Genomic DNA, 24220 nt, shown 5'->3' on the forward strand with positions numbered 1-24220 from the left:
ACCGCATACGTATCATGCGGCCGACACGCCATGCTCAGCACGGCAGTGTCAGCACCCCGAGTGCCGGAATTCCCACCGAGCGCCGCCCGCCATAATCGGTGCGCACCACGATCAGCCCCTGCTTTTCAAGATGTTCGAGCAAACGGCGAATGCGTCCGGCCGACCGCGTGCCATAGACCGTGGCCAACGTATCGTCGTCGGGGCACACCGCGCCCTCGGTCGCCGCAACCGCCAGCACCATGAACGGCGCCAGCAGATCATCGGGCACATCGCGCCCCAGTGCAACCAGTTGCCGCCATTGCGGCGCGGCATCGTCGGCGATGCCCGCCACCGCCATAGCAAACCGGCGGCGGAATGCGGGCAGATCGATCGTGCCGGGTGCAATCCGCGCCATCCGGCACCGCACCGTGAAATCCTGGTAAAGCTGCGCCGCGGGCTGAAACGTGCAATCGGGCTCTGCCGCCATCTCGGTCAGAATCTGCGCGATCGTCGCGGCATCTTCTTCCGCGGCGAACAGGCTGGGTTCGACCGGCGGTTCGACCTGTTCGGACAGCGGGCGCGCCTCGGCAATCTGATCGATCAGTTCGCTGGCAGCAACCGGTTGCGGATCATCAAAGACACTTGCGCGCGCCGGTTCGGGCAGCTCGGTCAGCACCAGATCGTCCATCACCCCGCCCGCCATATCGGGCAGCGGCATCAGCCCCTGGATCACATTGCGCGCACGGGTTTCGACATCGGCGATCCGTACCGAGACCGGTCGGCGCGCAATCGCCGGCCCCAGGCCCAGGAAATGGCCACGTTCGAGATCGCGGATCGCTTCGGCCTGCCGGCGTTCCATCCCCAGAAGATCGGCCGCGCGCGCCATGTCGATATCAAGGAACGTGCGCCCCATCAGAAAATTCGACGCCTCGGCGGCGACGTTCTTGGCCAGTTTGGCCAGCCGCTGCGTGGCGATCACCCCGGCCAGGCCGCGCTTGCGCCCGCGGCACATCAGATTGGTCATCGCACCCAGCGACAGACGGCGCACTTCATCCGATACATCGCCGGCGGCCGCCGGCGCAAACATCTGCGCCTCGTCCACCACCACCAGCACCGGGTACCATTCATCGCGCGGGGCATCGAACAACGTGTTGAGGAACACCGCCGCGCACCGCATCTGCGCTTCGAGATCAAGCCCGTCGAGCGCCAGCACGCACGACGCGCGATGCGTGCGGATGCGCGCGGCCAGCCGGGCGATTTCGGCCGGGTCATACGCCGCACCATCGACCACGACATGGCCATAGCGATCGGACAGGGTTACGAAATCGCCCTCGGGATCGATCACCACCTGCTGCACCAGTTGCGCGCTCTGTTCGAGCAGGCGGCGCAGCAGGTGCGATTTTCCAGACCCGGAATTGCCCTGCACCAGCAGGCGGGTCGCCAGAAGTTCCTCGATATCGATCCGCACCGGGGCGCCCGAAGGGTTCGCCCCGATGACAATGCCTGCGCTCACACTTGCGGGCTTTAAAGCGCAAGGGGCGCGCGGCAAGCCCTCAATCGCGGGCTATCCACGGTCACGTGGGGGCAGTGCCGGCCAGGCTGGGGCGTGGCGCGGGGGTGGCGGAAAAACGCGGCGCCGGCGCCGGCATCACCATGCCGCCATCTTCGACAAAGGTGCCGCGCGCGGCATTGTGCGGATGATCGGGCGCCTCGGCCAGGCTCAGCACCGGCGCGAAACAGGCATCGGTGCCATCAAGCAGCGCACACCATTCATCGCGCGTGCGCGTCAGGAACAGCGCGGTCACCTTGTCCTTCAGCGGGCCCCACTCAGCGGGGTCCATCTGCCGGGCAAAGGCGGGATCATCCTGCAAACCGGTCTTTTCCAGCAGCAGCGCATAGAATTGCGCCTCGATCGAACCGATCGAGATCCACTTGCCATCGGCGGTTTCATACGTGTCGTAAAAATGGGTGCCGCCGTCGAGCAGATTGACCCCGCGCTGGTCGCGCCACTGGCCATTGCCGAAAAAGCTCCAGGTCATCGCCGAAAGGATCGCAGCACCATCGACCATCGCGCAATCGACCACCTGCCCCTGCCCGGTGCGCTGCGCCGAAAACACCGCCGCCAACACGCCAAACGCCATCAGCATGCCGCCACCGCCGAAATCGCCCACAGCGTTCACCGGAAACATCGGCTTGCCCCCGGCGGGTCCATATGTGTGCAGCGCGCCTGACAGCGCGATATAGTTGATATCGTGTCCGGCCAGCGGCGCCATCGGCCCATCCTGGCCCCAACCGGTCATACGGCCGAACACCAGCCGCGGATTGTCCGCCAGCAGCACTTCGGGGCCCAGCCCCAGCCGTTCCATCACACCGGGGCGGAACCCTTCGACGATCACATCGGCGCTGCGCGCCAGTTCGCGGATCTGCGCCAGCGCGGCGGGGTCCTTCAGGTCAAGCGCCAGGCGTTCGCGGTTGCGGTTCAAGATGTCGCGATTGCCGGCATCGCCAAATCGTCCGCCACGGCCCGGGCGTTCGATGCGGATCACGCGCGCGCCATGGTCGGCCAGCATCATGCAGGCAAACGGCCCAGGACCGATTCCGGCGAATTCGAGTACGGTCAAACCTTCCAGCGCGCCCGGCATCCCACTTTCCCCTTAATCGACCGATTGAAACGGGGTTAGCCTGCCTGTTGCCCCGCTGTCGAGGGGGCATGTAGCAGTGGCAATTCAGCGCCGCGCGCCAGCATCGCCTTGCGCAAGGCGATCAGATCGCCGGCACGTGCAGGATTGCCGGCCCAACCCGCGGCAAGCAAGGTCATCGCGATCGCACTTTCAGGATTTTGCGCCAGATAGCGCGATGTCATCGCATCGGCATCGCGTGTCCGGCCAACAGCCCGCAGCGCGGCATCCATCCGCACCAGCACCGCCTCGTTGAACCGGATCGCGGCGGCATTGGTGTAATCGATCAGGGCGTCGCGCGTTTGTCCGCGGATCATTCGCACATCGCCGGCCAACATCTGCGCATCGGCGTTACCGGCGTTGTCATCGCGCAACCGATCGGCAATCGGCTGCGCCGTGTCAGCCTGGTGCGCGGCGATCAGCGCGCGAATATAGGGAACGGCATTGCCCGCCGGGTGGGGGTTTTCGCCATAGGCCAGCGCCAGCACCGACGCCGCGCTGTCACTGCGCAAGGGCGCGATTGCGGTGGTGCCGGCCATCGCTTTGGCGCGTGTTAGCAATGCCCGGCCTTTGTCCTGGTCCATCCGGGCGCGATCCCCGGTTTCGCGCAAGCCCAGCCGGGTCCACCCATCGCCAACCAGCGCCACCAGATCGGGCCCTGCGCGCCCGGCACCGACATCGCCGTCGAACAGATCGACCAGTCTTCGCCAATCCCCCTTCGCCGCCAACGCCCGTGCCAGCGCATGGCGGGCAACAGCGTTGTCAGGCTGGCCATTGACCAGGCGTTCCAGCACATTGACCGACACTTCGTAATTGCCGGCCTGGTATTCCAGTGCGCCGGTCAACAGCATCGCAGCGGGCATGTCGCGAAACGCCGTGCCGGTGCGCTGCAGGATCGATCGCGCCAGTTCGGTTTGCCCCGCCCGTGCGGCCAGCACCGCCTCCATCAGGCGCGGGCGCGGGTTTTTCGGCTCAACATCGGCCAGTTTGCGCGCCACGATCAGCATCGCGCGGTATTCGCCCATATCGCCAAGCGTCGAGCCATAGGCATCGAGCAATGCCGGATCGTCGGGGTGAAGCTTCAGTGCCTGTTCAAACCACGGCAATGCAGCCGACAGGCCATATTGTTCGCGGATCAGCATGCCGCGCAGCGCCACCGCGCGCGGGTTGCGCGGATCGAGCGCCACGGCGCGGTCGGCGGCGGCAATCGACAGCGCCTGTTCGCCGCCTGTAAAGCGCATCGCCGCGATCGACACCCACACATCCGCATCGCCCGGTGCAAAATGCAGCGCCTGGTCGAATGCGCCGGCTGCCGCGCCCAGATTGCCGTCGGCCAGCGCGACCTGCCCCCTGATGCGCCAGCCCAGCCCCGCGCTGTCGGGGGTAAAGGCCCCGCCATCAAGCACGCGGCGCGCACCTTCGCGATCACCTTCGCCCAAAAGGGCCTGCGCCAGCCAGGCGCGCAACGCGTTGTCGGCGTGGGTCTGCGCCATCGCCTTGCGCACGGTGGTTTCGGCCAGCACCGGATCGTGCCGCGCCATCGCGGCATCGGCGGCAAGGCGTGCAACGTCGATCGCGGTTTCGCCGCCGCTGGCCATGGTGGCGCAACCAAGCGCACATGCCGCCAGCAGCGTGGCTCTAATGCTGCAGATCATATTGCTTGAGCAGGTCATACAACGTCGGGCGGCTGATCCCGAGCAGCCGCGCGGTGCCAGAAATATTGCCTTCGCTGCGGGCCAGCGCATGGCGGATCATGCGCCGGTCGGTGGCTTCGCGCGCGGATTTCAGATTGAGCGTCTGGTCATCGGCCGCAACCGGTTCGGCCAGATCGAGATCGGCTGCGGTCACCAGCTTGCCGTCGGCCATGATCACCGCGCGCTTCACCCGGTTTTCCAGTTCACGCACGTTGCCCGGCCAGCCCCACGCATCGATCGCGGTCAGGGCATCGGGCGCAAAGCCGCGCACCGCCGGGTTCATTTCCGCCGCAAATCGCGACAGGAATGCCCGGGCCAGCAGCACCGCATCGCCGGTGCGCTCGGCCAGCGCCGGAATGCGCACGACGATTTCGGCCAGGCGATAATACAGGTCTTCGCGAAACCGCGCATCGGCGATCATCGCATCGAGGTTCTGGTGCGTTGCGCACACGATCCGCGTATCGACATCGATCGAGCGGCGCCCGCCGATGCGTTCGATCGTGCGTTCCTGCAAAAACCGCAACAGCTTGACCTGCAATTGCAGCGGAATGTCGCCCACTTCATCCAGGAACAGCGTGCCGCCGCTGGCCTGTTCGATCTTGCCCTCGGTGGTCTTGACCGCGCCGGTGAATGCGCCCTTTTCGTGGCCGAACAGTTCGCTTTCAAGCAGGTTTTCAGGGATCGCGGCGCAGTTGATCGCCACAAAGGCGCCTTTGGCCCGGGGCGAGGCATCGTGGAGTCCACGCGCCAGCAATTCCTTGCCGGTGCCGCTGGCGCCCAGCAACATCACCGACACATTGGTATTGGCCACGCGTTCGATCGTGCGTGCGACTTTGACCATTTCGGGCGATGCGGTCAGCAGTCGGCCCAGCACGCGGTGATTGTCGGGTGCGCGGATCGCCAGCAGGCGATTTTCCAGTTCCAGTTTCCACACGTGCAGCGCGCGCCGCACGATCAGGCCGATGGCATCGATATCAACAGGCTTGGCATAGAAATCATAAGCGCCGCGCTGGATCGCCCGCAGCGCGGATTCGCGCGCGCCATGCCCCGACGCCACGATGACTTTGGTGTCGGGCTTGATCGCCATGATCTCGTCAAGCAGGGCAAACCCTTCGGTCACCCCGTCGGGATCGGGCGGCAAACCCAGATCGAGCGTAACCACCGGCGGCTCTTCGGCGCGCAGCAGCGTGATCGCGCTTTGCCGATCGCCCGCGATCAGCACGTCAAAATCTTCGTAGGCCCATTTCAACTGGGCCTGCAGACCGGGATCATCCTCGACGATCAGCAATTTGGGCCGGATGGAGCTCATTGTGCGACAGCTTTCAATACGGACGTGGTTCGTGCCGGGTCGGTGCGGGCGTGCGCCGCCTGCGGCAGGCGTATGGTAAACCGGCTGCCCAGGCCTTCGCGGCTTTCGACTTCAAGCCGCCCACGCATGGCATGGATCAATTCGCGCGCCTCGAACGCGCCGATGCCGAACCCGCCGGGCTTGGTTGACACAAACGGGGTGAACAGCCGGTTGCGCACGAAATCGGCGCTCATGCCGCTGCCGCTGTCGACCACTTCGATCACACCGTGATCACCCGCACTTCGGCAGTGGATGAACACACCCAGCGTACCTTCGGTGGCATCGAGCGCATTTTGCACCAGGTGGCTCAGCACCTGGTCAAGCGTGTCGCGCGCGGCCAGCACGGTGCACGGCTGCATATCGGCCGCAAAGACCTGATCCCGGCCCAAGGCCGCGTTGCACCGCGCAGCCAGGGCCCGGATCACTTGCGCCGCATCGACCGGCTCGCTCGCGGGCACCGCGCCCGCGCCATAGCGCGACAGGCGCGCGATCAGCGCGTTCAGCTTGTCGGCCGAATTGCGCAGTGTGACCAGCATGTCGCGGCGGAATTCCGGGTTATCGGCGTGGCGTTCGGCATTGCGCGCCAACAGCGCCAGTTGGCTGGCCAGGTTCTTGATATCGTGCATCACAAAGGCAATGCGACGGTTGAATTCGTCAAACCGGCTGGCTTCGAGCAGCGCCGCGTGCGCGCCCTGTTCGGCCAGGAAACTGGCCAGTTGCTGCCCGACCACGCGCAACAGATCGAAATCTTCCCAATCGAGTTCGCGCACCAGCGCCGGCCGGCCCAGCACGACCAAACCAACCAGCCGTTCGAAATGCAGCAGCGGCACCAGCACCCAGATCGAATCTTCGGCGACCATCCACTGCGGCACCAGCGCGGTTTCGCCCGCATGGTCGGTGCCGGCCCGCACCTGGTCGAAATCGACGATAAACCCGCTGCGTTCCAGGAATGCCACCGTGCGCGCATCCATGGCCAGCGCCGGCACATCCAGCGTGGGCCATTGCCAGCGCGCGGCCAGCACCAGCGCACCGCCTTCGCCCGGCACCAGCAGCACGCCGCGCGCGCTGTCGGTTATGTCGGCCACGGCCTGCACCACGCGTTCGTGCAACGGTTGGGCGTTGGCGTCGGCACGCCCGATGGTGCGGGCAAAGCGCAGCCATTCGGCGCGATAGTCGTAGCGGTGCTGAAAGAAATGCTTGGCCAGCACGACATTGAGCCAGCGCCGCAACCGTGCCGATGGGACCAGCGCGATGATCGCAACCGTTGTCACAAACGCAAAGCCCAGCTGCACAAGCGCGGTGGAATTGCCCCCGGCCCAGGCCACCGACTGCGCCGCACCGACCATCACGATCAGATAGACCCCGATGATCAGCAGCATCAGCGATTGAAAAGCCACCGCGCGCGACGGCGACAGCCGCAACGAGGCACCGCTGCGTGATGCAAGCCCCAGCATCAGCAACGCCACGATCTGCGCCAGCCCGCGCAAAGCCACCAGTTCGTCGGGCATGACCCGGCCCAGATAGGCGATCGTATAGAAATTGAGATCGTAACCCCAGATCAGCGCCAGCGCGAACGAGTTCCACCGCACTGCTTCACGCTGCCCCCCCACCGCGCCGACATAAAGATTGTGCACCAGCACCAGCGCGCCGGTCGCGGTCAGCAGATGAAACAGGTCGGACAGTTGCCCGATCATCGTCACCGCTGCAGGTATCGCGGCAAACCGGGCCGACAGCACCACCAGCACGATCTGGAACAGCTCCACCAGCGCAAGTGCCGCCAGGACCGGGCGCACCGGCGCCACCGTTTCATCGCGATGATCGCGCGCAAACAAGGTCAGCACGACCATCATCCAGGCCAGATTGCGCGCCACTTCGCCCAGCGTCGCCATGGCGCCAAGCGGGCCCGTGGCAGACCCGATCAGGCACCACAGCGCGGTGATCGCCACCGCCACGATTTCGGCCGGGCCGGTACCCCGCCGCCGTCGGTACCGGTCGATCAGCCAGACCACCAGCAGCATGGCGCAAAACGTCGCTGCCAGTTCGATCCAGCGGCCCGTCGTGGTCCAGGTCAGTTCGGGATGCATGGCGTCCCGATCATCGCGCGCCCTCGTTCCACAGCACCACCCGCAAGGTTTGCAACAGGATCAGGAGGTCTAGGAACGGGGTATAGTTCTTGGCGTAATACAGGTCGTATTCCAGCTTGTGCCGCGAATCCTCGATCGATGCGCCGTAGGGATAGTTGATCTGTGCCCAGCCGGTGATGCCCGGCTTCACCATGTGGCGTTCGGCATAGAACGGCAGTTTTTCCTCCAGATCGTCGACAAATTCGGGCCGTTCCGGGCGCGGTCCGACAAAGCTCATTTCGCCTTTCAGCACGGTCCAGGCCTGCGGCAATTCATCGATACGGCACTTGCGGATGATCCGTCCGATGCGCGTAACGCGCGGGTCGTGCTTGGCGGCCCACTGTGCGCCGCCGGCTTCGGCATCGACACGCATCGAGCGCAGCTTGATCAGCGAAAAGGTCTGGCCATACAGCCCGACGCGGGTCTGGCGGAAAAACGCAGGCCCCCGGCTGTCCAGTTTGACCAGCAGCGCAAAGATCAGCACCAGCGGCGCCGTGCCGATCAGCAAGGTCACACTGGCCGCGATATCGAACAGGCGCTTGATCGCGCTCGACACCATCTGTCCCGACGAAAACCCGTCGGAAAAGATCAGCCAGCTCGGATTGACCGTATCCAGATCGACCCGCCCGGTTTCGCGTTCCAGAAACGTCGAAAACTCGTTGACGTGCACCCCTGTCGTCTTGATCCGCAACAAGTCCTTGAGCGGCAGCGCGTTGCGGCGCTCTTCCAGCGCCAGCACGACTTCGCTGACCCCCAGATTGTCGACATAACGCGTCAGGTTGGCGATCGCATCGCGATGGATCGCCTCTTCGATTACGGATTGCTTGGCGCTCATCCCGACATAGCCGACAATCACGAAACCCGCCTCGGGCCGTTCGCCCAGCTTGCGCAGCCGGTCGGCGCGCGCGCCGGCGCCCAGCACCAGCACGCGGCGGCGAAAGGCCGAAGTGCCCAGCAGCCCGCCCAGCACCACGCGCACCCCCAGCAGCAGCGCCATTGCGATAAACATCGCGTAGAACAGGTTCGATCGCCACAGCGTGTGGCCCGGCAGCAGGAAATAGACCACCGACAGCGCGATGATGCCCAGGCTGATCGCGACCAGCAGGCGCGCACCGGCATAACGCATCGACCGCAGCGCATCCGAGCCATACGTGCCCACCGCAATCATCGCGGTCTGCACCAGCGCCGCAAAGATCAGCAAAGGCGCCCAGCGATCGGCGATTTCGCCGGTGGCGATCCCCAGCTGCCAAGCGCGGACGATCCAGCCCAGCTCTCCGGCCGCCACCAGCAGCACGAAATCGAACAGCCCCAGCAACAGGACCGCGTTCGGGATATAGTGCTTGAACAGGCGGAACATCGGACAGGATGCCTTTTGTGGCTTCTTTTGCGCCTGGCCCCACCCGCAACGGACGCGACCATGGTGTCGGACCCGAACATAGCCCGCCAAGCGTAAAGCGTCGGTAAATCTGACAGTAGCAAAGTCGGGGTGATCGAATCGATCGATTGAAACACAACGAAATTTTTCTGATGGCAGCGATAAATTGTCGGGACAATTTACATCGCCTGCGATGACCCGCACGATCCTTGCGGTTCGCTCTGGCGCTGCGGCCACGGCGGTGCAATGAACAGGCCATGCGGGAAAAGGAACTGCGCGTCGCTCTGGTCTGTTACGGCGGGATCAGTCTGGCGGTCACGATGCACGGCGTGACCAAGGAAATCTGGCACGCCACCCGTGCCAGCCGGGCCTGGCATGCCGGCGACAACCGGCCCACAGGCGTGGCCGGGGTCTATGTCCGTCTGTTCGAAACGATCGGCCAGACGCGCAATCTGCGTCTGCGCTTTGTGCCCGATATCCTGTCGGGCACCAGCGCGGGCGGGATCAACGCGGTGTTTCTGGCGCAGGCCCTGATCAGCGGGCAAAGCCTTGATGCGCTGACACGGCTGTGGCTCGACACGGCCGACAGCGACGTGCTGATCGCGCCAGAGGCAAGACCATGGGGGCGTTTGGCCAAAATCTGGGCCTGGCCGGTGGTGTGGCTGGCATTGCGGCTGCCTGGCACCGGGCTGGACAACGCAAGACTTGCACCCCGAATAAAGGCCGAAGTGCGTGCAAAAGTGTCGCGGCTGATCCGCGCGCGCTGGTTCGAACCACCGTTCGGCGGCCCGGGATTTTCGCGCCTTCTGGCCGATGCCTTTGCCGCCATGGCGCAAACCGGCGACAACGATCCGCTGCTGCCGCCGGGCCATCCGATCGATCTGGCGGTGACCGCCACCGACCTGATCGGCCATCGCACCGAACTCGCGCTCAACAGCCCGCCGCTGGTGCATGAAAACGAACACCGTCTGACAATCGGGTTTCACGCGGTCGCGCGGCCCCACGCCCAATTGGCATCCACAGTCGAACTGATCCTGGCAACGCGTGCCACGGCCAGCTTTCCCGGGGCCTTTCCGCCGCTGGTGCTTGCGGAAATCGACGCGCTGGCCGCCGAACGCCGCCTGCCCTGGCCCGGTCGCGAGGCGTTTTTGAAGCGCGTCATGCCTGGCCGCTGGCGCGAAGGGTTGACCGCCGAGGCGGCTTTGATCGATGGCGCGGTGCTCAACAACCGGCCCTTTGCCGAGGCCATGGCTGCGCTGCGCAACCGCCCGGCGCGGCGCGAGGTCGACCGGCGGTTTGTCTATATCGAGCCGCACCCCGCTTCGACCGAAACCGTGCGGCCGCGCATTCCCGGGTTTTTTACGACAATCTTTGCTGCACTTTCGGCGATCCCGCGCGAACAGCCGATCCGCGACAACCTGGCCGCGATCACGCAGCAGTCGCGCACCCGCGAACGCATGCGCACGCTGATCGATGCCTTGCGCCCCGATATCGAGGCAAAGGTCGCGCAGCTGTTCGGTCACACGCTGTTTTTCGAATCGCCCAGCCGCGCGCGGCTGACCGCGTGGCGGGCCAAGGCGCAAACCGCCGCGGCACAGACCGCCGGCTTTGCCTATCACGGCTATGCCCGCGTCAAGTTCGATGCCATCCTTGCCGAACTGGCCACCACGATTGCCGAGGCAGCGCCCGAGACCGGGCCGGTCGAGCGGATCGTGGCGGTGCTGTCGCATCATCTTGGCGCAACGGGCCTGTCACGCCTGGTGACCGACAAAGGCGTGGCCACGCCGGCGGCCATCGCATTTTTCCGCGCGCACGACATCGGATTTCGCATACGCCGCCTGAAATTGCTGGCGCGACGGCTGACGCAGGACCCGCACGAAGGCGACGCCGCGCGGCGCGAAGCAGCGCGCACCATCGTCTATCGCGCACAAGCCTTGTACCAGACTCGTGAAACCCCGCGCGGTCTGGGCCCGGGCTTTGCTGCGTCGGCCGGCGTGGTGCATCGCGATCCCGCAGCGGCGCTGTCATCGATCGCGCGACGGCGCGATCTTGCCACCATCGACCTCGAAGTCGACCAGATGCTGGTCGACGCGCTGGCCGTGCTCGATCGGCCGCTGCGCCGGCACGTCCTGCATGTCTATCTGGGGTTTCCCTGGTACGATATCGCCACCCTGCCCATGCTGCACGGCGATGGCGAAACGCTGGGCGAATTCGACCCGATCAAGATCGATCGCATTTCCCCCGACGATGCCGGATCGATCCGCAAGGGCGGCACCGCCGCCTGCCTCAAAGGCATCGATTTTTACAGCTTTGGCGCGTTTTTCAGCCGGGCCTATCGCGAAAACGATTACCTGTGGGGCCGGTTGCACGGCGCCGAGCGCGTGATCGACATCATCGCCTCATCGGTCGAACCGCCCTTGCACGACGACACGCTGGCCGCGCTCAAACGCGATGCGTTCCTGGCCATTCTGGACGAAGAGGAACCCTTGCTGACCTGCGACCCCACACTGGTACCAGGCATCCGGCACGAGGTGGAAACAGCCTTTGCCCAACCGGAACCACGCCATTCGCGCCAGGAGGAATGACTGCGTCCGGCCAGGGCCCGCTGCTATTCGGTCAGGTCGTTCCAGGCGTTGCGGATCCGGTCAAAAAAGCTTTTGACCTCGGGGCATTCCGCGCCGGTTTCGGTCGCCTGCAATTCGCGCAGCAGTTCCTTTTGCCGCGCGGACAGCTTTTCGGGCGTCTTTACCTGCACTTCGACCACCAGATCGCCAGCGCCGCGCCCCTGCAACACGGGCATGCCCGCGCCGCGTTTGCGCAATTGTTTGCCCGTCTGGATGCCGGCCGGGATTTCGAAACTGTGGCGCGCGCCGTCGATCCCGGGAAATTCGATCGTGCCGCCAAGGGCCGCGGTGGTGAACGTGATCGGCAGATGCGCCATCAGCGTGGTGCCATCGCGCTGAAACACCTTGTGCGCCTTTACATGCAGAAAGATGTACAGATCGCCAGGCGGTGAACCGTTGGGACCAGCCTCGCCCTTGCCGGCCAAGCGGATGCGCGTGCCGTTGTCGACGCCTGGCGGCACTTGCACTTCCAGCCGCTGCGGCTGATCGACCCGGCCTTCACCGCGACAGGCGCGACACGGGCTTTCGATCACTTCGCCCCGGCCGTGACAGGTCGGGCAGGCGCGCTCGACCATGAAAAAACCTTGCTGAGCGCGCACTTTGCCATGGCCTGCACACATGTTGCAGCGCCGTGCAGCCGTCCCGGGCGTTGCACCGGTGCCGCCGCAGGGATCGCATTTCTGCGACACTTCGACCGCGATCTCGGTGGTCTTGCCGGTCCAGGCATCTTCCAGCGTGATTTCCAGATCGTAACGCAGATCGGCACCGCGCCGCGACTGCTGGCGCCCACCGCCGCCGCCGAATGCGCCGCCAAAAATGGTTTCAAAAATATCGCCCAGATCGCCGAATTCGGCGCCGCCGCCAAACCCGCCGCCGCCCGCGCCAGGACCGCCCTGCTGAAACGCCGCATGACCAAACCGGTCATAGGCGGCACGCTTTTGCGCGTCGGACAACACGGCATAGGCCGCGTTGATCTGCTTGAACCGCGCCTCGGCCTCGGCATCGCCGGGGTTCTTGTCCGGGTGGTACCGCATGGCGAGGCGGCGGAACGACGATTTGATCGTCTTGTCATCCGCGGTGCGCTCGACTTCGAGCAGTTCGTAAAAATCGATCTCGGCCGACATCAGGCAGTGTTCCGGTCAGGTCTGGATTTACACCGAGCGGGCGGCACCACACAAATGGCACCGCCCGCATCTTGATCAGGCCCCCCCTGGGACCCGAACGGCTTGCTTTGCGTCAGTGTTTGTCGTCGACTTCCGAGAACTCGGCATCGACCACATCATCACCGTGGGGCGGCTGCGCCGCACCCGGCGATGCACCGGCAGCCTGTTCCTTTTCGTAGATCGCCTGACCCAGCTTCATCGCCTTTTCGGTCAGCGCCTGCGCCTTGGCATTGATGTCGTCGGTGTTGCCGCCTTCGATCGCGGTCTTGGCTTCGGCCAGCGCCGCTTCGATTTCGCTTTTCATTGCGGCATCGACCTTGTCGCCATGTTCTTCAAGCTGACGCTCGGTCGCATGGACCAGGCTGTCGGCGTTGTTGCGCGCTTCGGCCGCTTCGCGCCGCTTCTTGTCTTCGGCGGCAAACTTTTCGGCGTCGCGCACCATCTGGTCGATGTCGTTGTCCGACAACCCGCCCGAGGCCTGGATGCGGATCTGCTGTTCCTTGCCGGTGCCCTTGTCCTTGGCCGAAACGTTGACGATGCCGTTGGCGTCGATGTCAAAGGCGACCTCGATCTGCGGCACGCCGCGGCGCGCCGGCGGCAGGCCGACCAGGTCGAACTGACCCAGCAGCTTGTTGTCGGTGGCCATTTCACGCTCGCCCTGGAACACGCGGATCGTCACCGCATTCTGGTTGTCCTCGGCGGTGGAAAACACCTGCGCCTTCTTGGTCGGGATGGTGGTGTTGCGGTCGATCATCCGGGTCATCACGCCGCCCAGCGTTTCGATGCCCAGCGACAGCGGGGTCACGTCGAGCAACAGCACGTCCTTGACGTCGCCCTGCAGCACGCCTGCCTGAATGGCCGCACCCATGGCAACGACTTCATCGGGGTTGACGCCGGTGTGCGGTTCCTTGCCAAAGAAATCCTTCACCACTTCGCGCACGCGCGGCATGCGGGTCATCCCGCCCACCAGCACGACTTCGTCGATGTCCTTGGCGGTCAGCCCGGCATCGGCCAGCGCCTTGCGGCAGGGTTCGAGCGTGCGATCGATCAGCTTGGCCACCAGACGTTCAAGATCCGAACGGGTGATGGTTTCGACCAGGTGCAGCGGCGTGGTGGCGCCGCCTTCCATGCGTGCGGTGATGAACGGCAGGTTGATTTCGGTGGTCTGCGCCGAAGACAGCTCGATCTTGGCCTTTTCTGCCGCTTCCTTCAGCCGCTGCAACGCCAGCTTGTCGGTCTTGAGGTCAAGACCTTCGCGCGCCTTGAACTTGTCGGCCAGGTATTCGACCACCACAGTGTCGAAATCTTCGCCACCCAGGAACGTGTCGCCATTGGTCGATTTCACTTCGAACACGCCGTCGCCGATTTCCAGCACCGAGATGTCGAACGTGCCGCCGCCAAGGTCATAGACCGCGATCGTCTTGCCGTCCTGCTTGTCAAGGCCATAAGCCAGCGCCGCCGCAGTCGGCTCGTTGATGATGCGCAGCACTTCAAGCCCGGCAATCTGCCCGGCGTCCTTGGTCGCCTGGCGCTGCGCGTCGTTGAAATAGGCCGGCACGGTGATCACCGCCTGGGTCACGGTTTCGCCCAGATAGCTTTCGGCGGTTTCCTTCATCTTCTGCAAGGTGAAGGCCGAAATCTGCGAGGGGCTGTAATCCTGGCCGCCGGCGTTGACCCAGGCATCGCCGTTCTTGCCCTTGACGATGCCGTAGGGAACGAGGCCTGCATCCTTTTGCGTCACGGAATCGTCGAAACGACGACCGATCAGCCGCTTGACCGCAAAAATGGTGTTGTCGGGGTTGGTCACCGCCTGGCGCTTGGCCGGCTGGCCGATCAGACGTTCGCCATCCTTGGTAAAGGCGACGATCGATGGCGTGGTGCGTGCACCTTCCGAATTTTCGATAACCTTGGGTGTGCCCCCATCCATCACCGCAACGCAGCTGTTGGTCGTACCGAGGTCAATACCGATTACTTTAGCCATGATTTCCCGTTTCCTTGAGCATCGCGACACCGCGCATTGTGGTCATACCCCTGCCGGGCGAGCGACCCTCTCGCGGCTCAGACCCGGCGGATATAGGTGCGCATCGGCTTGGCACAAGGGCTGTCGATCCCTAGATCAGCGCCAGTTCGAAAATGTCTGTCAAAAAAAGGACCCGCGATGCGTCGCCGTTATCTGATCCTGCCGTGTCTGGTCATGTCTGTGGCCGGATGTTCGTCGCCCACCCCCATTGTGCCTTCGGCCAGCGCCTCGGCACAGGCCGAAGACCCGACGGCCGCGCCCGTGCTGACCATCAGCGATGCCGTCGTGCAGTTGCCCGCGGTGCCGGGGCGTCCCGCGGTTGCCTATTTCGTGGCGACCCCGGGCGATCAGGCGAAGGGCAAGCTGGTGGCGGTCCACGTCGATCACTTTGGCCGCGCCGCGATGCACGACAGCGTGATGGAGGGCGGCACCATGACGATGAACCCGGTGGATTCGCTGCCGCTGGACCCTGCAAAGCCGCTGGTCTTTGCCCCCGCCGGCCTGCATGTCATGCTGTTTGACAGCGACAACACGCTGAAAGCCGGAGGCACGACCACGCTGACCCTGACGCTCGACAATGGCGCCAAATTCACCGCACAGGCCCGGATTACGCCGCCGGGCGGCGATGACGCCATGCCTGGCATGAAAATGTAAGATCCCGGTCCTCCCCGCACCGCGGGGAGGACCGGCCGATCAATCGGGCTTTTTCGCCACGGCCACCATCGCGGCGCGCAGCAGGCGGTCCTTGATCATATAGCCTGCCTGCAATTCCTGCACCACGGTGCCGGGTTCGACATCCGCCGAAGGCATCTCGATCATCGCCTGGTGCTGGTGCGGGTCAAGCGGCAGGCCCTTGGCGGCGATGCGGGTGATGCCATGGCTGGCGAACACCTTTTCGATTTCGCGCCCCGTGGCATCAAGCCCCGCGACCAGATTGCGGAACTTGTCATCGGCGCGCAGATCGGCCGGAATGGCTTCAAGCGCGCGCGCGATGTTGTCGGCCACCGACAGCACATCGCGGGCAAACCCGGTGGCGGCATAGGCGCGCGCATCGGCGATGTCCTTTTCCAGGCGACGGCGCACGTTCTGCGTCTCGGCCTTGGCATAGAGCACGTCCTGCTTGGCCGTTTCCAGGTCATGGCTCAGCCGGGCCAGGTCTTCTTCAAGCGATTTGGTGGTGTCATCGATCATGTCGGCGGGCACGCCTTCCAGTTCTGCGGCAGCTTCAGGGTCGTGCGAGCGGCGCTCTGTGTCGGTCATTTTCGTGAAAATCCGTCTTGTCCGATAAGTTTGCTCAGCGATTGAGCGGTGAAATCAACCATGGGGACGACGCGCGCATAATTCAACCGGGTCGGGCCAATCACGCCGACAACGCCCACCACCCGGCCTTCGCCATCGCGCCACGGCGTGGCGATCACGCTTGACCCCGACAGCGACATCAGCCGGTTTTCGCTGCCGATGAAAATACGCGTGGCCTGCGCTTCGCGCGCGGCGTCAAGCACGTGCGCGATCGCTTCGACGCTTTCAAGTTCATCGAGCAACTGCCGCACGCGTTCGATATCGTGCACCGCCCCTTCATCAAGCAGATTGGCCTGCCCGCGCACCACCAGCACCGGCCGCTGCGCCGCATCGCGGCTCCACACCGCCAGCCCGCGCCGCACCAGATCCGCGCTGGCGGCATCCAGCGCGCTGCGCCCGCCGGAAATTTCGTCGGCAATGCCTTGCGCTGCCTCGGCCAGAGTGCGCCCGGCCAGATGCGCGGTCAGGTAATTGCCCGCCGATTCAAGCGTGCCGGCCACGATCGCGTCGGCCAGATCGATCACCCGGTTTTCGATGCTGCCGTCTTCCGCCACCAGCACTGCCAGCGCGCGGTGCGACGACAGCGGCACAAACGAGATCTGGCTCAGCCGCAATTCGCGCCGGGGCACCATGACGACGCCCGCGCCCGCCGACATTTCCGACAGCGCAAAGCTGGCCGCGGTCAATGCCGCCTCGATCGAGCCGCCCGAGGCGATGCCGCGTTCGATCTGTGCGCGTTCCGCAGCCGACGGTTCGGCCACTTGCATGATGCCATCGACAAACAGGCGCAGCCCGGTTTCGGTCGGCAGCCGCCCCGCGCTGGTGTGCGGCGCCGCCAACAGGCCGGCATCCTGCAATTCCTGCAGCACCGACCGGATCGAGGCGGGCGAAAGGGTGATCCCGGCGCTGCCTGCCAGGGTCTTTGACCCGACCGGAAGCCCGCTGGCAATATAGCCTTCGACCACCAGGCGAAAAATGTCGCGCGCACGGGCCGACAATTCGGTAAGTGGGGGACCTGCCATCATGGTGCTCCATACACAAAGTTCACTGTCGTGAACACTGACCTGCCGCCGCAGCCACAGCGCGGCTGTGGACCACAACGAACAAGCCTTGCGGTGGGTGCCACGATGGGCCAAGGGGCCGCGTGTTATCCGCAATCAAGGACCTATGACCCATGCGAGTTTCCGGCCGTGACGCTGACCAGATGCGTGCCATCACCATCGAAACCGGTTTTACCAAGCACGCCGAAGGCTCGGTGCTGATCAGTTTTGGCGATACCAAGGTGCTGGTGACGGCTTCGGTCGAGGAACGCGTGCCGCCGTTTTTGCGCGGCAAGGGTGAAGGCTGGGTTACCGCAGAATATTCGATGCTGCCCCGCGCCACGCACACCCGCGGCAGCCGCGAAGCGGCCAAGGGCAAACAATCGGGCCGCACGCAGGAAATCCAGCGTCTGATCGGGCGCAGCCTGCGCGCCGTGACTGATCTGAAAAAGCTGGGTGAACGCCAGATCACGCTCGATTGCGATGTGATCCAGGCCGATGGCGGCACCCGCACCGCATCGATTTCGGGCGCCTGGGTCGCGCTGCGGCTGGCGGTGGACAAGCTGATGGCGCAGGGCCTGATCAAGGAAGACCCGCTGCCGCGCAAGGTGGCCGCGATCTCGTGCGGCATCGTCGGCGGCACCCCGGTGCTCGATCTGGATTATATCGAAGACAGCAGCGCCGACGCCGATGCCAATTTCGTGCTGATCGAAGGCGGCCATATCGCCGAAGTCCAGGCCACCGCCGAAGGTGCAACCTATGACGAAGAAGGCCTGCTGCATCTGCTGCGCCTGGCGCGGGTCGGTTGCGCCGAAATCTTTGCCGCGCAGGATCTTGCGGTCGCCAAATGACGCCTGCACGCCGCCTGGGGCCCGGAAAACTGGTGATTGCCACGCATAACGCGGGCAAGCTGCGCGAAATTCGCGCGCTGCTTGCCCCGTTTGGCCTGGAATGCCTGTCGGCGGGCGACCTTGGCCTGCCCGAACCCGCCGAAACCGGCACGACGTTTGTCGAAAACGCGCTGATCAAGGCGCACGCCGCGGCGTCGGCCGCGCAATTGCCCGCGCTGGCCGACGATTCGGGGCTGTCGGTCGCCGCACTCGGCGGCGCGCCGGGGGTCTATACCGCCGACTGGGCCGAGGCCGATGTGTTCGAAGGCGGCCCGGGGCGCGACTGGTACATGGCAATGGGCAAAGTCGAAGGCAAACTGGCCGGGCTTGGCCCCGATGCCCCGCGCGATGCGTGGTTTTCGTGCGTGCTCGCGCTGGCATGGCCCGATGGCACGCAGGTCACCTATGAAGGCCGGGTCGATGGTACGCTGACCTGGCCGCCGCGTGGCGCGCTGGGCTTTGGCTATGACCCGGTGTTCGTGTTGCAGGGCGATACACAGACCTTTGCCGAAATCGACCCGGCCGAAAAACATGCCAAAAGCCACCGCGCCTGCGCCTTTGCCAGGCTGGTCGCCGATCAGTTTGCGGGGTAGGCAGGGCATTGGCACGCACGGCGGGCTATCAAGGACACGCATGACCGCGCTGGCGCTGTATATCCATTGGCCGTTCTGCCTCGCAAAGTGCCCCTATTGCGATTTCAACAGCCATGTCCGCGCCACGGTCGATCATGCGCAATGGCAGCAGGCGCTGATCGCCGACATGGCGCACGAGGCGGCGCTGCTGCCCGGACGGCGGCTGACCTCGATCTTTTTCGGTGGCGGCACGCCCTCGCTGATGCCGCCCGCGCTGGTGGAAAGCCTGCTTGATGCCGCCGCGCGGTTCTGGACGATCGATCCCGATATTGAAATCACGCTCGAGGCCAATCCCTCGTCGGTCGAGGCGGACCGCTTTGCCGCACTGGCGCGTGCCGGCATCAACCGCGTGTCGCTGGGCATTCAGGCCATGGACGACCAGACATTGCATTTTCTGGGCCGGTTGCACGACGCCGCCGAGGGCCTGGCCGCGCTCGATGTGGCGCAACGCCACTTTGGCCGCGTCAGCTTCGATCTGATCTATGCCCGCCCCGGCCAGACCCAGGATGGCTGGGCCGCCGAACTGGGCCGCGCGCTGGCTTTTGGCACGGGCCACCTGTCGCTGTACCAACTGACGATCGAGCCGGGCACGCGCTTTGCCACTTTGGTGCGCGAAGGCAAACTGACCCCGCTCGACGACGATGCCGCCGCCGACCTGTTTGCGCTGACCCGCGACATGACCGGGGCGGCGGGCCTGCCGGCCTATGAAATCAGCAATCACGCGCGCCCCGGACAGGAAAGCCGCCACAATCTGACGTATTGGCGATACGGTGATTACGCCGGCATCGGCCCCGGCGCGCATGGACGCCGTTTAAACCAGGCGACCACGCGCCATCGCAAGCCCGAAAACTGGCTGAATGCCGTGGCGCAAACCGGCCATGGCCTGACCGAGGAACGTGCTCTGCCCGCGGGCGAACAGGCGGGCGAAGCGCTGCTGATGGGCCTGCGCCTGAACGAAGGGGTCGATCTGACCGCGTTGTCGGCGCGGTTCGGTCTGCCCCAGGATCGCCTGATCCATGCCGACAAGGCACGGTTCTATGGCGATCTTGGCCTGATCGACCGCACCGATCACCGCCTGACTGTCACGCCGCAGGGCATGCCCCTGCTCGACGGATTGCTGGGCGAACTGGTCGCGGCATGACCCACGCCGACATCCTGGGGCCGTGGCACGATCACCTGACCCATGGACGCCGCCGTTCGCCGCACACCGTGCGCGCCTATGTTGCCACCGCGCAACGTCTGCTGCTGGCGCTGGGCGATCATGCCCCGGCCGACTGGTCGGGGCTGGCCGCGCTTGATGTGGCCGCCTTGCGCACGCAGCTGGCCGGGCGCCGCGCGGCGGGCATCGGGCAGGTTTCGGCCGCGCGTGAATTGTCTGCGCTGAAAGCCTTTCTGGGCTTTGCCCGTGCGCAGGCCGGATTGCCCCGCGCCCCGCCCCGCCTGCGCGGGCCCCGCGTCAAGAAAGGCCTGCCCCGCCCCGTTACCCCCGATGAAGCGGTGCATCTGGCGCAGACCGTGGCCGAAGACGCCGCTGAACCATGGATTGCAGCGCGCGACACGGCCGTCCTGTTGCTGCTCTATGGCGCGGGGCTGCGCATTGGCGAGGCGCTGGCGCTGACGCCGGCGATCCTGCCGCTGGGAGACAGCATGGTGATCACCGGCAAAGGCGGCCGGCAGCGACTGATCGCGGTGCTGCCGGTGGTGCGCAACGCCATCGACGCCTATGCCGCCAGTTGCCCGTGGCCGCTGTCGCGCGATCAGGCGCTGTTCCGCGGGGCCAAAGGCGGTCCGCTGGCGCCCGGACTGATCCGCCGCGCCATGGCACGCGCGCGCGTGGCACTTGGCCTGCCCGCCACGGCAACGCCGCATGCGCTGCGCCACAGCTTTGCCACGCATCTGCTGAGCGCAGGCGCCGATTTGCGCAGCTTGCAGGAACTGCTGGGCCATGCCAGCCTGTCGTCCACCCAGATCTACACCCGCGTCGACGCCGCGCGGCTGCTCGAAGTCTATCGCGGGGCGCATCCGCGGGCGTGATCGCACTGCGCAACGCAAAAACGGAAACAACGCGATGAGCCCCCACACAGACAAGGCCGATACGCCGCCCGACCCCGCAGCCGTTGCGTGCCTGGGCGATTGCGCACTGGTCATCACCCGCACCTTCGATGCCCCGCCAGCCCGGGTATTTGCTGCATGGAGCGAGCCAACGCTGTTCCAGCGCTGGTGGGTGCCCGCATCGATGACCGGCGTGGCGCTTGTCGGGTGCGACATGGATGTGCGCACCGGGGGAACCTATCGCCTGGAATTCGGCACCGGCGGCGCGGAATCGATGGCCTTTCACGGCAAATACCTCGACGTCGTGCCGGACCAGCGCATCGTGTGGACCAACGATGAAGACGAACAGGGCGCGGTGACCACAGTGACCTTTGCAACGGTGCGCGGCAAAACCCTGCTGACATTCCACGAAACCTATCCCACCGGCGACGCGCGCGATGACGCGCTGCAGGGCAGCGCCGCGGCGCTGCCCGAACAACTGGCGCAGCTGGCTGCCATGCTGGCACGCTAGGCGGCGTGGCATTGCGGTGGTATGACCGCAGAAACCTGCTAGGCGCGACCGCATGTCAAACACACACAGGCTTTCCGGTACCGTCACCGTTGACGGGCTACCTTATGATTGGGAATTGCGGCGCGAACCGCAATGGAGCGAAACCACGGGCTGGCAGGGCATGGCCGTAGCCTTGCTGCAACAAGACACCCAGCGCGCCGCCCTGCTGGAATTCCCGACGCCCAAGCGCCTGCTGAAAGGGTTGCAACGCGGCCGGCTGCAAATCAGCGACGCCATCGTCATGCGCGGCATCCGCGCAGCCCTGCTGGCCGGGTGGGAACCCGCATCGCGCGGCAAGCCGATGGTGTTCGTCGTCGATGCCGACGGCAACTAGCACGATGACCACAGTGCCTGCTGCGTGGAACGGCGAACAGGTGCGCACCTGGCTGGACAGCCGGATCGCCGCCGCGCGCCGCGACCAGGCCGATGCCGACAGGCGCGGGTATGAAGCGCGCGACGATTACGACATGGCCGCCGCCGAAGAATGGGTCTGCAAAGCCGTACGGGCCGCCGCCGCCAGCAACGATCAGGCCGTATTTGCCGATCGGCTGAAGGTCCTGCTGGCTGAAGACGAATACCCGACCACGGGCATTCACGACGATCGCCGTTTCGAACGATATGTCCGCGCGAACCTGAGAAAACTGACCAAGATGGCCAAGGCCAACACCGGGTTTGCGAACACCCTGCACTATCAGTGAATCCCCCGGCGCTAAAGCACCCGGAAACAGTCGATGCCTGCGCCCCGCAATTGCGAGCAGGTGTCATAGGCACCCGGACCCGACGCACGCAGGCGAAAGAACCGGTGTGATCCCATCGCCACGGGCACCACGGTCTTGTCCAGCAGGCCGAGCCGGGATTGCAGACCGAGCAGCCAGCTCCAGCGCGCTTCGGCCTCTTGCGGTGACAGCGCGGCGGCAAGCTGGATCGTTTGTCCACTGCCCGATGCAGGCGGGGCAGGCGCAGCGGGCGCCGGGGCGGCATTGCCCGGCACCGCAACCGGCGCATAGGCCAGGCGAACGGGCGCGGTCGGTCCGTCCCCCGGCTGCTGCACGCCCAGCGCCAGACGCCGCGCCTGGTCGTCGGATTGCATCGCCGCATTCATGATGACCACCGTCGTATCGCCCGCCCGGGTCAGGCCAAACAGCGACCGCGCGACGCCCATCGGCACGCGGATACACCCGTGCGACGCCGGATAACCTGGCAGGTACCCGGCGTGAATGGCGATGCCGCCAAACGTCAGACGCTGCATGAACGGCATCGGCGCGTTGCTGTAGAGATTGGACCGGTGAAATCTCTGTTTTTCCAGAACGGGAAACACCCCCGCCGGTGTCGCATGACCGCGCCGTCCGGTGGAAACCGGTGAGACCAGCCACGGCGCACCATCCTTGAACACATGCATCCGCTGCGACGGTTTGCTGATCACGATCAACACGCCGGCCTTCAACGCCTGCGCAATGGTCGGGGCCAGCGGTTTGGGTGCCGCAGCAGGCGCATTGGTGGCGGGTGCAGTGCTGACGGCCGACGGCAGCGACGCTGCCGGACCTTCGGCATGTGCCGCCGGCAGTAACGCGATGGTCAGTCCTGTTCCCGCCAGCAGGGCCAGCGAAACCACTGCAAGGACGATGCCGATGCGCCTGAAAATGGTGAGTCCCCGGTTAACGCCAATGGTTAACAGGCTATGGCATCAAAAAGCGGCTGCCAATGGTTATTTCAAAAACAAAGAACCACACGCCATCAAAAACGCGACGCCCAACCCGACGCCCCCCCCCCCAGCCGTCGTTATTCAATCCCAGCCCCGGCGTAATCGCACCTTATTTTTTGGGATTAACAAAGCCGTTGCGTTTACACAATGAATCGCCATGATCTATGCATGCAAAGGGTCATCTACAACCGGATCTCGCTGTTTCGCGCAGACAACGGAATGTCGCGCAAAGACCTTGCCGACAAAGTAGGCGTCAACCCGCAGACCATCGGGTTTCTTGAACGCGGCGATTACAAGCCGAGCCTTGAACTGGCGATGATGCTGGCTGGGATTTTCGGAGTCAGGCTAGAGATGCTGTTTTCGTTCCAGCCCTTTCCGTCGGTTGCCCACACCTTGGGTCACACAGGAGATTGAGCTTGTGTTTGCCCGCCGTCAGCCCGTAATCGAAGCCCTGGATCGCGTCGCAGAATGGCTCTGGTATCCACTGTTTCGGCTATTCAAGATCAGGCCCTACGCCGTTGCACCTTCGCTTAGGCGCCACCGTAGCTTTCGCTATCTGCCGCTGGCGCTGCTGCTGGCCGGTCTGATCAGCATCGGCGCAATGGTGTCAGGACGATCGGCCATCTATCGCTTCGGCGTCGAAATGATATGGGTCGCCACTTCACTGGTGATGTCGCAAAGTCCATTGACCGAGGGCCGCCCCCATCGCGATGAGCGCCAGTTGGCGCTGTTCCGTACCAGCCACTTCTGGGGTCTGCTGACGATCGCGGTTCTGGCGATCGTCGGCTGCTTGTATATGGGATTTGCCCTGCCGATGGTCGATCTGGGCGGCCAAAGTGTGGCTGGCTATGTCACTGGATATCACTGGTGGTGCCCCGCCACTGCGATTGACTGGGTGGCACTCGCGCTGATTCTGATGACCGTTGAATTGAATGTTGCGGTGCTGGTTGCAAGCTGGGCACTGCCGAGGGCCACGGCGGACGAGGATTGATGTCGTGCGCACGCCATACATCGCCAGCCCTTCACCGGAATATTCCAGTGTGGACCTCAG

Annotated in this window: 22 protein-coding genes; 11 read left to right on the forward strand and 11 right to left on the reverse strand. The window is 64.9% G+C overall.

What is annotated here, in order from left to right; all coding sequences use genetic code 11:
* Positions 1–34: 34 nt before the first annotated feature.
* From G404_RS0112165 to G404_RS0112190, 6 genes are all read right to left on the reverse strand, one after another.
* A complete protein-coding gene (locus tag G404_RS0112165) occupies positions 35–1492 on the reverse strand; it encodes an ATP-binding protein (protein ID WP_028641331.1) in 1458 nt (485 codons plus the stop codon).
* 61 nt (positions 1493–1553) lie between these two features.
* Positions 1554–2621, reverse strand: coding sequence for a CaiB/BaiF CoA transferase family protein (locus tag G404_RS0112170; RefSeq protein ID WP_028641332.1), 1068 nt, complete (start codon positions 2619–2621; stop codon positions 1554–1556).
* 35 nt (positions 2622–2656) lie between these two features.
* Complete coding sequence (locus G404_RS18950) at positions 2657–4312, reverse strand: tetratricopeptide repeat protein (protein WP_245584510.1); 1656 nt, start codon at positions 4310–4312, stop codon at positions 2657–2659.
* On the reverse strand, positions 4296–5660 hold the full coding sequence (gene prsR / locus G404_RS0112180) for a PEP-CTERM-box response regulator transcription factor (protein ID WP_028641333.1): 1365 nt from the start codon (positions 5658–5660) through the stop codon (positions 4296–4298). The genes G404_RS18950 and prsR overlap by 17 nt, the downstream gene beginning before the upstream one ends.
* Positions 5657–7783 (reverse strand): XrtA/PEP-CTERM system histidine kinase PrsK, encoded by a 2127-nt coding sequence (gene prsK / locus G404_RS18955; protein WP_051280635.1) that lies wholly within the window; start codon positions 7781–7783, stop codon positions 5657–5659. Before prsK ends, prsR begins: the two co-directional genes overlap by 4 nt.
* A 10-nt stretch (positions 7784–7793) precedes the next feature.
* Positions 7794–9179, reverse strand: coding sequence for a TIGR03013 family XrtA/PEP-CTERM system glycosyltransferase (locus G404_RS0112190; RefSeq protein WP_028641334.1), 1386 nt, complete (start codon positions 9177–9179; stop codon positions 7794–7796).
* A gap of 275 nt (positions 9180–9454) precedes the next feature.
* Between G404_RS0112190 and G404_RS18960 the strand changes: the two genes are divergently transcribed.
* Positions 9455–11782, forward strand: a complete 2328-nt coding sequence (locus G404_RS18960) for a patatin-like protein (protein WP_051280637.1) — start codon at positions 9455–9457, stop codon at positions 11780–11782.
* Positions 11783–11805: 23 nt separating this feature from the next.
* Here the strand turns inward: G404_RS18960 and dnaJ are convergent, their stop codons facing one another.
* On the reverse strand, positions 11806–12945 hold the full coding sequence (dnaJ, locus tag G404_RS0112200) for a molecular chaperone DnaJ (RefSeq protein WP_028641335.1): 1140 nt from the start codon (positions 12943–12945) through the stop codon (positions 11806–11808).
* Between the two features lie 112 nt (positions 12946–13057).
* Positions 13058–14965, reverse strand: a complete 1908-nt coding sequence (gene dnaK, locus G404_RS0112205) for a molecular chaperone DnaK (RefSeq protein ID WP_028641336.1) — start codon at positions 14963–14965, stop codon at positions 13058–13060.
* Between the two features lie 177 nt (positions 14966–15142).
* On the opposite strand from dnaK, the gene G404_RS0112210 reads away from it, so the two are divergent.
* The gene (locus G404_RS0112210) at positions 15143–15658 is read left to right on the forward strand and encodes a copper chaperone PCu(A)C (protein ID WP_028641337.1); all 516 of its coding nucleotides are present in this window, start codon (positions 15143–15145) and stop codon (positions 15656–15658) included.
* A 39-nt stretch (positions 15659–15697) separates the two neighbouring features.
* Here the strand turns inward: G404_RS0112210 and G404_RS0112215 are convergent, their stop codons facing one another.
* Both G404_RS0112215 and hrcA read right to left on the reverse strand, forming a co-directional pair.
* Positions 15698–16264, reverse strand: a complete 567-nt coding sequence (locus G404_RS0112215) for a nucleotide exchange factor GrpE (protein WP_028641338.1) — start codon at positions 16262–16264, stop codon at positions 15698–15700.
* Positions 16261–17325, reverse strand: a complete 1065-nt coding sequence (gene hrcA / locus G404_RS0112220; RefSeq protein ID WP_028641339.1) for a heat-inducible transcriptional repressor HrcA — start codon at positions 17323–17325, stop codon at positions 16261–16263. Before hrcA ends, G404_RS0112215 begins: the two co-directional genes overlap by 4 nt.
* Before the next feature lie 152 nt (positions 17326–17477).
* Between hrcA and rph the strand changes: the two genes are divergently transcribed.
* The 7 genes from rph to G404_RS0112255 are packed head-to-tail and all read left to right on the forward strand — an operon-like array spanning position 17478 to position 22165.
* A complete protein-coding gene (gene rph, locus G404_RS0112225; protein WP_028641340.1) occupies positions 17478–18194 on the forward strand; it encodes a ribonuclease PH in 717 nt (238 codons plus the stop codon).
* Complete coding sequence (rdgB, locus tag G404_RS0112230) at positions 18191–18826, forward strand: RdgB/HAM1 family non-canonical purine NTP pyrophosphatase (protein ID WP_028641341.1); 636 nt, start codon at positions 18191–18193, stop codon at positions 18824–18826. The genes rph and rdgB overlap by 4 nt, the downstream gene beginning before the upstream one ends.
* 40 nt (positions 18827–18866) lie before the next feature.
* Positions 18867–20006 carry a radical SAM family heme chaperone HemW gene (hemW, locus tag G404_RS0112235; protein WP_028641342.1) on the forward strand — a complete coding sequence of 380 codons (1140 nt, stop codon included), beginning with the start codon at positions 18867–18869 and terminating at the stop codon, positions 20004–20006.
* Positions 20003–20899 (forward strand): tyrosine recombinase XerC, encoded by an 897-nt coding sequence (locus G404_RS0112240; protein ID WP_028641343.1) that lies wholly within the window; start codon positions 20003–20005, stop codon positions 20897–20899. Before hemW ends, G404_RS0112240 begins: the two co-directional genes overlap by 4 nt.
* A 34-nt stretch (positions 20900–20933) precedes the next feature.
* Positions 20934–21428 carry an SRPBCC domain-containing protein gene (locus G404_RS0112245; protein WP_028641344.1) on the forward strand — a complete coding sequence of 165 codons (495 nt, stop codon included), beginning with the start codon at positions 20934–20936 and terminating at the stop codon, positions 21426–21428.
* Between the two features lie 52 nt (positions 21429–21480).
* Positions 21481–21801: a hypothetical protein gene (locus G404_RS0112250; protein WP_028641345.1), complete on the forward strand. Its 321-nt coding sequence runs from the start codon at positions 21481–21483 to the stop codon at positions 21799–21801.
* 4 nt (positions 21802–21805) lie between these two features.
* The gene (locus tag G404_RS0112255; protein ID WP_028641346.1) at positions 21806–22165 is read left to right on the forward strand and encodes a hypothetical protein; all 360 of its coding nucleotides are present in this window, start codon (positions 21806–21808) and stop codon (positions 22163–22165) included.
* A gap of 11 nt (positions 22166–22176) precedes the next feature.
* Here G404_RS0112255 and G404_RS18965 read toward each other — a convergent pair whose 3' ends face one another.
* Positions 22177–23079 carry a L,D-transpeptidase family protein gene (locus G404_RS18965; RefSeq protein WP_051280639.1) on the reverse strand — a complete coding sequence of 301 codons (903 nt, stop codon included), beginning with the start codon at positions 23077–23079 and terminating at the stop codon, positions 22177–22179.
* A 237-nt stretch (positions 23080–23316) separates the two neighbouring features.
* Here G404_RS18965 and G404_RS0112265 point away from each other — a divergent pair, with 237 nt between their 5' ends.
* Positions 23317–23583 (forward strand): helix-turn-helix transcriptional regulator, encoded by a 267-nt coding sequence (locus G404_RS0112265; protein ID WP_245584511.1) that lies wholly within the window; start codon positions 23317–23319, stop codon positions 23581–23583.
* A gap of 4 nt (positions 23584–23587) precedes the next feature.
* Positions 23588–24160 carry a hypothetical protein gene (locus G404_RS0112270; RefSeq protein ID WP_028641348.1) on the forward strand — a complete coding sequence of 191 codons (573 nt, stop codon included), beginning with the start codon at positions 23588–23590 and terminating at the stop codon, positions 24158–24160.
* Positions 24161–24220 lie beyond the last annotated feature (60 nt).

The organism is Novosphingobium acidiphilum DSM 19966 (assembly GCF_000429005.1).
Classification (GTDB): domain Bacteria; phylum Pseudomonadota; class Alphaproteobacteria; order Sphingomonadales; family Sphingomonadaceae; genus Novosphingobium; species Novosphingobium acidiphilum.